The following is an 11,433-nucleotide window of genomic DNA, read 5'->3' as shown; positions in this document are numbered from 1 at the left end:
TGTGGCGTGTGCGTTTCGCCGCCTCAGGTGAGGTGCTTGAGGCCGGCTTCCAGTTTCTGGAGCCGCTCGCGATAACGCCTGCCGACCTGCAATACCTTGATCCCGCGCTGGTATCGACGCGTGGTCATCAGGTAGAAGCCTATCGAAAGGGGCACAAAAGACACCCAGTTGACCCTCAGAGAGCCTGACTCAAGGACGATCACAAGGCTGATGGACAGGCACAGCACCAGCATCGCAAACAGCCCCCAGACCGCCAGTGGCCTGCCACGAATCAACAGGAAAAAACACAGACTCATCAGCACGCAACCGCCGAGCAGGGCGAACATCACGTAGTCGGCCGCCTGGTAGTCATAGGGAAAGAAGTGATGACCGAACGCCCCACCGGTGAGCGCCATCGACAGTATCGTCGACATCATGACCGCGATGTGAATACAGCCATAACGCCACACATAGGGCTGCCAGGCCCTCCAGTGCGAAGCTTTCAGCGCCATGAGCCTGGCGGCAACGAGTTCTTTTTCAGTGGGCTTTTTACGACGGGCCACAGTGTTCTTCCTTGAAGTTGAAATCATGACGCGGGCCTTTTTACCACACCACACGCCTTGAACCGGCAGAAGCCAGGCAGCCAGGCAAAGGCCTGCAAGCCTCAAACCCATCCCGCAGAATGCACAACGCCAGCCCGAGGGCTGGCGTTGTTGTCAGGCAGGCAGCTTAACGCGGCACGACCGGTTTACGTGTCGGCTTGGGCCCTTTGCCTTTGGCAGCGTCCTTGCGCTCCTTGGCGGCCTGCTGGTTGCGAGCGAACGCCGCAGCCTTGGCCTGTTCACGCTTGTCCCACGGGTTACCACCGTCACTGGCACGTGGCGGCAGGCCGGTGTGCTGGGTGAGGATCTTGGTGGTCTTTTCCTTCCCTGCCACTTTATGGCTACCGGCTGGCGTCGAGTTCTTGCGACGGGCGCTCTGGTAGCTGTCGGTAGACGGTTGGTGCAGCGGAATCAACTGGTCCTTGCCCGGCCCGATCAGGTCGGCGCGGCCCATGCGGATCAGCGCTTCACGCAGCATCGGCCAGCCTTTCGGGTCGTGGTAACGCAAGAACGCCTTGTGCAGACGACGCTGCTCTTCGCTCTTGACGATGGTCACTGTGTCGCTCTTGTAAGTCACCTTACGCAGCGGGTTCTTGCCCGAGTGGTACATCGCGGTGGCGGTGGCCATCGGCGACGGGTAGAACGCCTGCACCTGGTCCGCACGGAAACCGTTGCCCTTGAGCCACAGGGCCAGGTTCATCATGTCTTCGTCGGTGGTGCCCGGGTGAGCGGCGATGAAGTACGGAATCAGGTACTGCTCTTTCCCGGCTTCCTTGGTGTACTTCTCGAACATGCGCTTGAACTTGTCATAGCTGCCGATGCCCGGTTTCATCATCTGGTTGAGCGGACCTTCCTCGGTGTGTTCCGGGGCGATCTTCAGGTAACCACCGACGTGGTGGGTCACCAGCTCCTTGACGTACTCCGGCGACTCGACCGCGAGGTCGTAACGCAGGCCGGAGGCGATCAGGATTTTCTTCACCCCCGGCAAGGCACGGGCGCTACGGTACAACTGAATCAGCGACGAGTGGTCAGTATTCAGGTTCGGGCAGATGCCGGGGAACACGCACGACGGCTTGCGGCACGCGGATTCGATTTCCGGCGTCTTGCAGGCGATGCGGTACATGTTCGCGGTCGGGCCGCCGAGGTCGGAAATCACGCCGGTGAAACCCGGGACCTTGTCGCGGATCTCTTCGATTTCGCGAATGATCGACTCTTCGGAACGGTTCTGGATGATCCGGCCTTCGTGCTCGGTGATCGAGCAGAACGTACAGCCGCCGAAGCAGCCGCGCATGATGTTCACCGAGAAACGGATCATGTCGTAGGCCGGGATCTTCTCCTTGCCATACGCCGGGTGCGGAACACGGGCGTACGGCATGCCGAACACGTAGTCCATTTCTTCGGTGGTCATCGGAATCGGCGGCGGGTTGAACCAGACGTCGACTTCGCCATGCTTCTGAACCAGCGCACGGGCGTTGCCCGGGTTGGTTTCCAGGTGAAGCACGCGGTTGGCGTGAGCGTAAAGCACCGCATCGCCACGGACTTTCTCTACCGACGGCAGACGAATCACGGTCTTGTCGCGGGTCATCCGTGGGCTGGCCAGGATCTGCACGACCTTGGCTTCGTTCGGGTCCTCAACCGGCCCCTTTTCCTGCTCGATGGCGCAGGCCTGGGTGTCTTGCGTGTTGACGTACGGGTTGATGATCTTGTCGACCTTGCCCGGACGGTCAATGCGCGTGGAGTCGACTTCGTACCAGTCTTTGGGCGTGTCACGGCGAATGAACGCGGTGCCGCGCACGTCGGTGATGTCTTCGATCTTGTGGCCGTAGGACAGACGCTGGGCAACCTCGACAATCGCACGCTCGGCGTTGCCGTACAGCAGAATGTCGGCGCAGGCGTCGATCAGGATCGAGTTACGCACCCGGTCCTGCCAGTAATCGTAGTGCGCGATACGGCGCAAAGACGCTTCGATGCCGCCCAGAACAATCGGAACGTTCTTGTAGGCTTCCTTGCAGCGCTGGCTGTAAACCAGGCTTGCACGATCCGGACGTTTGCCCGCCATGCCACCGGGGGTGTAGGCGTCATCGGAGCGGATTTTTTTGTCGGCGGTGTAACGGTTGATCATCGAGTCCATGTTGCCGGCCGCGACACCGAAGAACAGGTTCGGCTCGCCGAGCTTCATGAAGTCGTCTTTGGACTGCCAGTTTGGCTGCGCAATGATCCCGACGCGAAAGCCCTGGGACTCCAGCAGCCGGCCGATGATTGCCATGCCAAACGACGGATGGTCGACGTAGGCATCACCGGTGACGATGATGATGTCGCAGGAATCCCAGCCAAGCTGATCCATCTCCTCCCTGCTCATCGGCAGGAATGGCGCTGGTCCGAAACATTCGGCCCAGTATTTGGGATAGTCAAATAACGGCTTGGCTGCTTGCATGTCGATAACCGGTGTTGGCTTTCATTGAATTTCGCGGGCGCGGAATATAGCACAAAATTTGACCAATTCCGACGGCTATGGTCGGAAATTGGTGTGACTGTTTTGCAGCAAGGTCCTGAGGCAAGACTCAAACCCTGTGGCGAGGGAGCTTGCTCCCGCTCGACTGCGCAGCAGTCGCAAAGTGAGCGAGTTCGATCTGCCTGGAAGAATACGGTTGCAGGTTTTAGGGCCGCTTCGCAGCCCAGCGGGAGTAAGCTCCCTCGCCACAGGCTAGTTCTCCTCGCAGCAGGTTACTCGTCGTCGAAGTTATAGCTGCCCGGCGCGAGGTTTTCGAAGCGGGTGTACTTGCCGATGAACGCCAGGCGTGACGTACCGATCGGGCCGTTCCGCTGCTTGCCGATGATGATTTCGGCGATGCCTTTGTGTTCGGTTTCCGGGTGATACACCTCGTCCCGGTACACGAACATGATGACGTCGGCGTCCTGCTCGATCGCTCCGGATTCCCGCAAGTCGGAGTTGATCGGGCGTTTGTTCGGACGCTGCTCCAGGGAGCGGTTGAGCTGCGACAACGCCACTACCGGGCAGTTGAATTCCTTGGCCAGGGCTTTCAAGGAACGGGAGATTTCGGAAATCTCGTTGGTCCGGTTGTCGCCGCCGGAACCCGGGATCTGCATCAGTTGCAGGTAGTCGATCATGATCAGGGCAATGTCGCCGTGCTCGCGGACCAGACGTCGGGTTCGCGCGCGCATTTCCGACGGGCTGATACCCGCCGTATCGTCGATGAACAGCTTGCGATCGTTGAGCAGGTTGACCGCCGAGGTCAGACGCGGCCAATCGTCGTCATCCAGGCGACCGGCACGGACCTTGGTCTGATCGATCCGGCCAAGGGACGACAACATACGCATGATCAGCGATTCGCCTGGCATTTCGAGCGAGTAAACCAGTACGCACTTGTCGCTGCGCAACACGGCGTTTTCCACCAGGTTCATCGCAAAGGTGGTTTTACCCATCGATGGACGGCCGGCGACGATGATCAGGTCGGACGGTTGCAGGCCACTGGTTTTCTCGTCGAGGTCGGTGTAGCCGGTGGACAGCCCGGTAATGGCGTTGTCGGTGTTGAACAGGGTGTCGATGCGGTCAATGGCCTTGGTCAGCAGGTCGTTGACGCTGACGGGACCGCCGGTTTTCGGACGGGCCTCGGCAATCTGGAAAATCTGCCGCTCAGCTTCGTCGAGGATCTCTTCAGCGGTGCGACCTTCCGGGTTGAAAGCGCTGTCGGCAATCTCGGTGGCAATGCCGATCAACTGCCGCAAGGTCGCCCGTGCGCGAACAATCTGCGCATAGGCCTTGATGTTGGCGACCGATGGCGTGTTTTTTGCCAGTTCTGCAAGGTAACCGAGGCCACCGACCTGCGAGGTCTGACCTTCCTTGTCCAGTTGCTCGGCCAGGGTCACGACGTCGATCGGCGAGTTCTGATCGGCCAGCTTGGCGATGGCACGGAAGATCAGGCGGTGGTCATGACGATAGAAATCGCCGTCCGAGACCTGATCGAGCACGCGCTCCCAGGCGTTGTTGTCCAGCATCAGACCACCGAGTACAGCCTGTTCGGCCTCGATGGAATGCGGCGGCACTTTCAGCGCGGCGGTTTGCAGGTCGTATTGCTCAGGAGCGGAGATATCGTTCATGGCCACTTGGTAATTTAGGAAAAGCAGGGGGTGTGAAAATCAGGAACTGCAGAAAGACAAAGGGCACGACCTGTAAACAGGATCGTGCCCGATGTTACCGGCAAGCACCCAAGGGTGCCAGCCGACAAGTGCTGCTTAAGCTGCTACCACGACAACGCGTACGGTGGCTTCAACTTCAGCGTGCAGGTGCACAGCTACGTCGAATTCGCCTACGTTGCGGATGGTGCCGTTCGGCAGACGAACTTCGCTTTTTGCAACTTCAACGCCAGAGGCGGTCAGTGCATCAGCGATGTCGTGAGTACCGATCGAACCGAACAGCTTGCCTTCGTCACCAGCGGTGGCAGTGATGGTCACTTCCAGCTCAGCCAGTTGGGCAGCGCGGCTTTCAGCCGATGCTTTCTTGTCTGCAGCCAGTTTTTCCAGCTCAGCACGACGCTCTTCGAACGCAGCCAGGTTGGCAGCGGTCGCAGCGGTAGCTTTGCCGTAAGGCAGCAGGTAGTTACGGCCGTAACCAGCCTTAACGTTCACTTTGTCGCCCAGGTTGCCCAGGTTGGCGACTTTTTCCAGAAGGATCAGTTGCATGTGAAAATCCTCTTAACTTTTAACCTTCACCGTTCGCGTTATCGGCATCTTTCGACGCCAAACGACCGCGAAAATCAATCAGGCTGTCGACAACGGCCAAGACCATGAGTAACGGACCGATCAAGTGCATGAAAGGCAACAGCGTCACGTACATCCCCACCAGCCAGAAACCGGCCAGTTTTTTTTGCGCCACCAGCCCGTGAATCAGGGCCAGCCCGGCGAAGACCAGCGGTACGCTGCACAACGGCAATAAAAACAACATTTGCGTGCCGAGAAACGGCCCCACAAACATGAATGCCAGCAGCAACATCGCCAGTCCCTTCGGGATTCGGATATCGCGAAACTCGCGACCAAAACCACCAGGGTTGTACAACAACGCTTGCCAGTAGCGCCCAAGAATCAGGCACAACACACTGAAAATCTGAAACATGACCGCAATCGAACTGATCATGAGGGGTGCAATCAGTGACGCGAGGCTTGCTCGCTGGTCTACCGAAAGTTTCTCGTAGACATCACCCAGGGCCTGCGGCAGAACTTTTGCAAATTCCTGCGCAAGGCCATCGATCATGGGGCTGAAAAACGTCCCCAGACTCACTGCACACAACAATCCGATGGCTATGCTGACCAGCAGCACACGGTTCCAGGAGTGACCGGCGCGTAAAACCAGCGCCAGACCACAAGTCCCCAGCAGCACCAAAAGCGCGCTGGGATCTTGCTGGAAGTGCCAGCAAATTAACGCTGAAAGCACTCCCATACCGATAACGCCCAAGGCGTTCGAACCGCGCCGCAGAAGCACAAGGCTTGCCGCAGCGGCACTCAACCAGAACAACAACGGCAATGCCGCAGATCCGGCCACGACCAGCGTGGCCTGCACACGTCCGCGCATGATGAATTCAGCTAAGGCGCGCATGCATTCGATCCTTTACTACGTGTCGACTGCCCGGTCTCAGCGGCCGTGGCTGTCGGTGTAGGCCAGCAGGGCCAGGAAGCGGGCGCGCTTGATAGCGGTGGCCAGCTGACGCTGATAACGTGCTTTGGTACCGGTGATACGGCTTGGAACGATTTTGCCGGTCTCGGATACATAAGCTTTCAGAGTGTTGAGATCTTTGTAATCGATCTCTTTCACGTCTTCAGCGGTGAAGCGGCAGAATTTACGACGACGGAAGAAACGTGCCATGTAATTGGCTCCTCAAAAGGTCCGTGGATTACTCGTCAGCGTTATCGCTGTTGTCGCTGTCATCACTATCAACGCTATCAGCGCCTTCGTGCTCAGGACGGTCGCGACGCTCACGGCGCTCACTGCGGTTTTCTTCAGCCTTGAGCATCTCGGATTGGCCGGTAACGGCTTCTTCGCGACGGATGACCAGGTTACGGATCACTGCATCGTTGTAGCGGAAGTTGTCTTCCAGCTCGGCCAGGGCCTTGCCAGTGCACTCAACGTTCAGCATCACGTAGTGAGCCTTGTGAACATTGTTGATTGCGTAGGCCAGTTGACGACGGCCCCAATCTTCCAGACGGTGGATTTTGCCGCCGTCTTCTTCGATCAGCTTGGTGTAACGCTCAACCATGCCGCCGACTTGCTCGCTTTGATCCGGGTGGACCAAAAAGATGATTTCGTAATGACGCATGAATGCTCCTTACGGGTTGTAGCCTGCCGCTCAAAAGCGGTCAGACAAGGAGTGAATGACACTTATGGACTTGCGGGCGTAGGACACATGCGTGCCTGCCGTCACAGCAAGGGGCGCAATTGTAGAGAAGGGACAGAAGAGGTGCAAGGCAATTGGTGATTATTTGAACAGCTCGTTCACACCACCAGTTTTCGCCCCGACACAAACCATTGCGGGAGCGGGCTTGCTCGCGAAAGCGGAGTGTCAGTCAATATTGATGTCGACTGACACTCCCTCTTCGCGAGCAAGCCCGCTCCCACATTTTAGATTTGCAGCAGATCAGGACTTCTTGGCGCTTCCGGCGGCTTTGACGCCGCGCTGGCGCAAGGCTTCGAACAGGCACACGCCCGTCGCCACGGAAACATTGAGGCTGCTGACGCTACCGGCCATCGGTAAACGCACCAGATAGTCGCAGAGATCGCGAGTCAGGCGGCGCATGCCGCTACCTTCCGCGCCCATGATCAGGATGGTCGGGCCGGTCAGGTCTTGCTGATACAGGTCCTGCTCGGCCTCGCCCGCCGTGCCGACGACCCACAAGCCACGCTGCTTGAGTTTTTCCAGGGTACGCGCCAGGTTGGTCACGGCCACCAGTGGAATCACTTCCGCTGCGCCGCAAGCGACTTTACGCACCGTCGGTGTCAGGGTGGCTGACTTGTCCTTGGGAACGATCACCGCCAACGCACCCGCCGCATCGGCAGAACGCAGGCAAGCGCCGAGGTTATGCGGATCGGTCACGCCGTCGAGCACCAGCAACAACGGCGCGCCTTCGGTACGGTCCAGCAGTTCGTCGAGCATCGCCTCGCCCCAGACCTGGCTTGGACTCACGTCTGCCACCACACCCTGGTGCACGCCTTCAACCCAGGCATCCAGTTCACGGCGCTCGGCCTGGCCGACCGCAACGCGGTTTTCGCTGGCCAGCTCGATCAGCGTCTGAACGCGCGGATCGCTGCGGCCTTCGGCCAGCCAGATCTGTTTGACGCGCTTGGGGTGATGACGCAGCAACGCTTCTACGGCGTGCACGCCATAGATTTTTTCCAACTGGCTCATGACTTGACCTTAGGTTTACGCGCCCCGCCACTTCTGGCTGGAGCCGAGCCTGCTTTTGGCGGGCCTTTACGGTGTTTACTCGGTTTGGCTGGCTTAGCGCCGGTGGCCTTTTCAGGCGCCGACCGCCCGGCCTTTCCCCCAGACGCCGCTTTACCACCGCTTTTCGCTTCGGCCAGCAACGCCTGTTTCATTTCACGACTTTTACGTACTTCGGCGTTTTTCGCCGCCGCATCGCTTGGACGATAAGCTTCGACGGCCTTTTCCTTGGCAGAACTCCGACGACCGGATTTCGCCGGTGCAGGCTCTGCGGCAGGCTTGGCAGCAGGAGCAGACGTCTCGGCGCCACGCTTCTTGCGACCAATCGGCGCACTGATGGTTTTTTCGGCCATCTCGAAGTCGATCTTGCGCTCGTCCAGGTCAACCCGCATGACACGCACTTCGACGGTATCGCCGAGGCGGAAACTGCGACCGGTACGCTCACCGGCCAGGCGGTGATGCACAGGGTCGAAGTGGTAGTAATCGCCCGGCAAAGCGGTCACGTGGACCAGGCCTTCGACGTAGATATCCGTCAACTCGACGAACAAACCAAAACCGGTCACCGCGGTAATCACACCTGGGAACGACTCGCCCACACGATCCTTCATGAACTCGCACTTGAGCCAGTTCACCACGTCGCGGGTCGCCTCGTCGGCGCGGCGTTCGCTCATCGAGCACTGCTCGCCGAGCTGCTCCAGCGCCGCTTCGTCGTACGGATAGATACGCGCCTTCGGAATGGTCATCGCGCCAGCACGCTTGACGTGCGGGGTGTCCATTTTGGAGTGGATAACGCTGCGAATCGCACGGTGCGTGAGCAGGTCCGGGTAGCGACGAATCGGCGAAGTGAAGTGGGTATAGGCTTCATAATTCAGGCCGAAGTGGCCCTGGTTATCAGCGCTGTACACCGCCTGGCTCAACGAACGCAGCATGACGGTCTGGATCAGGTGGAAATCCGGACGGTCCTTGATACCGGCCAGCAATGCCTGGTAGTCCTTCGGCGACGGACCGTCCTTGCCTTTGTGCAGGGACAGGCCGAGCTCGCCGAGGAAGGCGCGCAGTTTTTCCAGACGCTCCGGTGGCGGACCATCGTGAACGCGGTACAGCGCAGGAATTTCGTGCTTCTTCAGGAACTCGGCGGTGGCCACGTTGGCCGCCAGCATGCATTCCTCGATCAGCTTGTGCGCGTCATTGCGAACGGTTGGACGGATTTCGGCGATCTTGCGCTCGGAACCGAAGATGATCCGGGTTTCCTGAGTTTCGAAATCGATCGCGCCACGCACGTGACGGGCCGCCAGCAACACTTTGTACAGCGAGTACAGTTGCTTGAGGTGCGGAAGAACGTCGTTGTACTCGCCACGAAGCTGACGAGCCTCGGCGAGCTTCGGCGTTTCCAGCATCGAGCTGACCTTGTTGTAGGTCAGGCGAGCGTGGGAGTGAATCACTGCTTCGTAGAAGCAATAGTCGGTCATCTCGCCGGATTTGGAGATGGTCATCTCGCACACCATGGCCAGACGATCAACGTGCGGGTTCAGCGAACACAGGCCGTTGGACAGCTGCTCAGGCAGCATCGGCACCACGCGCTCGGGGAAGTACACCGAGTTGCCGCGCACCTGGGACTCGGCATCCAGCGCCGAACCGATCTTCACGTAGCTGGAGACGTCGGCAATCGCCACATACAACTTCCAGCCGCCGGAGAACAGGCGCAGCTTGCCCGGGCGAGCCTCGCAATACACCGCATCGTCGAAGTCGCGTGCATCTTCACCGTCGATGGTGACAAACGGCAGATGACGCAGGTCGATGCGTTTTTCTTTGTCTTTCTCTTCGACTTCCGGCTTGAGCTTGGCGGCTTCCTTGAGCACCGCTTCAGGCCAGACGTGAGGAATGTCGTAGGTGCGCAGGGCAATATCGATTTCCATGCCCGGCGCCATGTAGTTGCCGACCACTTCCACCACATCGCCTTGCGGCTGGAAACGCGGGGTCGGCCAGTGAGTGATCTTCACTTCAACGAATTGGCCGATCTTGGCACTGGCATTACGGCCCGGCGTGACCAGCACTTCCTGCTGGATCTTCGGGTTGTCGGCAACCACGAAACCGATGCCGCCTTCTTCGAAGTACCGGCCGACGATGGTTTCGTGAGCACGGGAAACCACTTCAACGATCACACCTTCACGGCGACCACGACGGTCCAGGCCGGAAACACGCGCCAGCGCACGGTCGCCGTCGAACACCAGGCGCATTTGCGCCGGGCTCATGAACAGGTCGTCACTGCCGTCGTCCGGGATCAGGAAACCGAAGCCGTCACGGTGACCGCTGATGCGGCCCAGGATCAGGTCGAGCTTGTCGACCGGCGCGTAAGTGCCACGACGGGTATAGATGAGTTGAGCGTCGCGCTCCATGGCGCGCAGGCGGCGACGCAGGGCTTCAAGTTGGTCTTCTGTGGTCAGACCGAACTCTTCAACCAGTTGCTCGCGGTTAGCGGGCGAACCCCGGTCAGCAAGGTGCTGAAGGATCAGTTCGCGGCTAGGAATAGGGTTTTCATATTTTTCCGCTTCACGAGCGGCCTCGGGGTCGAGGGACTGCCAATCGGCCATTAGAGAGTTTTCACCTTGTCTATATGCGGGTTAGTTTGGCATAGGCGTAATGAAACGGGAAATTTCAGGCTACCGAAGGCCTTAAAAAGCCACTTCCCTCGCCTATAGATAGACCGCTGAGCGCCGCTCGCGAAATATTCCTGATTTTTTTGATTTCAGGGGTTTACAGTTCAAAGGACGCTCCGTATAGTGCGCGCCATCGACGACGTACAGCGTTGCCGATACTGCCCAGATGGTGAAATTGGTAGACACGCCAGCTTCAGGTGCTGGTGACCGCAAGGTCGTGGAAGTTCGAGTCTTCTTCTGGGCACCAATTCAGAGCTGTAGATTGAATCAATCGACACGCTCACACAAGAACCCGCGAAAGCGGGTTTTTGCATTCTAAGCATTTGATTTATTAAAACCAAATCAGGGGTTTACAGATCAAAACGCTGTCCGTATAGTGCGCCACATCAACAGCGGCAACGTTGCTGATACTGCCCAGATGGTGAAATTGGTAGACACGCCAGCTTCAGGTGCTGGTGACCGCAAGGTCGTGGAAGTTCGAGTCTTCTTCTGGGCACCAATTCAAAGTTCAAGGTCAACGATCTTGAATCTCACAAAAACCCGCGAAAGCGGGTTTTTGCGTTTCCGGGGTTTTAAAATATGTCGAGATGCCTTTTGTGGCGAGGGAGCTTGCTCCCGCTAGTGCGCGAAGCGGCCCTCTTCATTCATCCAGACAAACCTTATGATCAGGTTTTGCGACTGCTTCGCAGCCGAACGGGAGCAAGCTCCCTCGCCACAAAAGCCTGCACTGCCCCCCCCCTAGCA

9 protein-coding genes and 2 tRNA genes are annotated in these 11,433 nt (G+C 58.6%); 2 read left to right on the top strand and 9 right to left on the bottom strand.

The window, feature by feature from the left end; all coding sequences use genetic code 11:
* Positions 1 to 23: 23 nt before the first annotated feature.
* The 9 genes from AC1Z1G_RS02995 to rnr form a co-directional block, all read right to left on the bottom strand.
* Positions 24 to 653, bottom strand: coding sequence for a hypothetical protein (locus AC1Z1G_RS02995; protein ID WP_483624750.1), 630 nt, complete (start codon positions 651 to 653; stop codon positions 24 to 26).
* A gap of 55 nt (positions 654 to 708) precedes the next feature.
* A complete protein-coding gene (locus tag AC1Z1G_RS02990; RefSeq protein WP_483624748.1) occupies positions 709 to 3,015 on the bottom strand; it encodes a YgiQ family radical SAM protein in 2,307 nt (768 codons plus the stop codon).
* Between the two features lie 290 nt (positions 3,016 to 3,305).
* Complete coding sequence (dnaB, locus tag AC1Z1G_RS02985; RefSeq protein ID WP_347903642.1) at positions 3,306 to 4,700, bottom strand: replicative DNA helicase; 1,395 nt, start codon at positions 4,698 to 4,700, stop codon at positions 3,306 to 3,308.
* A gap of 135 nt (positions 4,701 to 4,835) precedes the next feature.
* On the bottom strand, positions 4,836 to 5,282 hold the full coding sequence (rplI, locus tag AC1Z1G_RS02980; protein WP_095169562.1) for a 50S ribosomal protein L9: 447 nt from the start codon (positions 5,280 to 5,282) through the stop codon (positions 4,836 to 4,838).
* 19 nt (positions 5,283 to 5,301) lie between these two features.
* Positions 5,302 to 6,192, bottom strand: a complete 891-nt coding sequence (locus AC1Z1G_RS02975; protein WP_483624745.1) for a hypothetical protein — start codon at positions 6,190 to 6,192, stop codon at positions 5,302 to 5,304.
* 36 nt (positions 6,193 to 6,228) lie between these two features.
* Positions 6,229 to 6,459 (bottom strand): 30S ribosomal protein S18, encoded by a 231-nt coding sequence (gene rpsR, locus AC1Z1G_RS02970; protein WP_002551829.1) that lies wholly within the window; start codon positions 6,457 to 6,459, stop codon positions 6,229 to 6,231.
* Positions 6,460 to 6,487: 28 nt separating this feature from the next.
* Positions 6,488 to 6,910, bottom strand: a complete 423-nt coding sequence (gene rpsF / locus AC1Z1G_RS02965) for a 30S ribosomal protein S6 (RefSeq protein WP_010563335.1) — start codon at positions 6,908 to 6,910, stop codon at positions 6,488 to 6,490.
* Between the two features lie 318 nt (positions 6,911 to 7,228).
* Positions 7,229 to 7,996 carry a 23S rRNA (guanosine(2251)-2'-O)-methyltransferase RlmB gene (gene rlmB, locus AC1Z1G_RS02960; RefSeq protein WP_483624743.1) on the bottom strand — a complete coding sequence of 256 codons (768 nt, stop codon included), beginning with the start codon at positions 7,994 to 7,996 and terminating at the stop codon, positions 7,229 to 7,231.
* Positions 7,993 to 10,623, bottom strand: coding sequence for a ribonuclease R (rnr, locus tag AC1Z1G_RS02955; protein WP_483624741.1), 2,631 nt, complete (start codon positions 10,621 to 10,623; stop codon positions 7,993 to 7,995). The genes rlmB and rnr overlap by 4 nt, the downstream gene beginning before the upstream one ends.
* A gap of 226 nt (positions 10,624 to 10,849) precedes the next feature.
* Here rnr and AC1Z1G_RS02950 point away from each other — a divergent pair.
* Both AC1Z1G_RS02950 and AC1Z1G_RS02945 read left to right on the top strand, forming a co-directional pair.
* A tRNA-Leu gene (locus AC1Z1G_RS02950) sits at positions 10,850 to 10,936 on the top strand.
* Positions 10,937 to 11,101: 165 nt separating this feature from the next.
* A tRNA-Leu gene (locus tag AC1Z1G_RS02945) sits at positions 11,102 to 11,188 on the top strand.
* The last annotated feature ends 245 nt before the right edge of the window (positions 11,189 to 11,433 follow it).

Source organism: Pseudomonas sp. JL27(2026) (assembly GCF_056933555.1).
The sequence above is the reverse complement of the archived record's forward strand: the minus strand, read 5'-3'. Positions and strand labels throughout refer to the sequence as shown.

What these genes read in the sequence shown, in the direction of transcription:
- rnr (WP_483624741.1), bottom strand. Translation starts at nt 10,623, where the DNA reads ATGGCCGATTGGCAGTCCCTCGACCCCGAGGCCGCTCGTGAAGCGGAA.
- rlmB (WP_483624743.1), bottom strand. Translation starts at nt 7,996, where the DNA reads ATGAGCCAGTTGGAAAAAATCTATGGCGTGCACGCCGTAGAAGCGTTG.
- AC1Z1G_RS02975 (WP_483624745.1), bottom strand. Translation starts at nt 6,192, where the DNA reads ATGCGCGCCTTAGCTGAATTCATCATGCGCGGACGTGTGCAGGCCACG.
- dnaB (WP_347903642.1), bottom strand. Translation starts at nt 4,700, where the DNA reads ATGAACGATATCTCCGCTCCTGAGCAATACGACCTGCAAACCGCCGCG.
- AC1Z1G_RS02995 (WP_483624750.1), bottom strand. Translation starts at nt 653, where the DNA reads ATGGGTTTGAGGCTTGCAGGCCTTTGCCTGGCTGCCTGGCTTCTGCCG.
- rplI (WP_095169562.1), bottom strand. Translation starts at nt 5,282, where the DNA reads ATGCAACTGATCCTTCTGGAAAAAGTCGCCAACCTGGGCAACCTGGGC.
- rpsR (WP_002551829.1), bottom strand. Translation starts at nt 6,459, where the DNA reads ATGGCACGTTTCTTCCGTCGTCGTAAATTCTGCCGCTTCACCGCTGAA.
- rpsF (WP_010563335.1), bottom strand. Translation starts at nt 6,910, where the DNA reads ATGCGTCATTACGAAATCATCTTTTTGGTCCACCCGGATCAAAGCGAG.
- AC1Z1G_RS02990 (WP_483624748.1), bottom strand. Translation starts at nt 3,015, where the DNA reads ATGCAAGCAGCCAAGCCGTTATTTGACTATCCCAAATACTGGGCCGAA.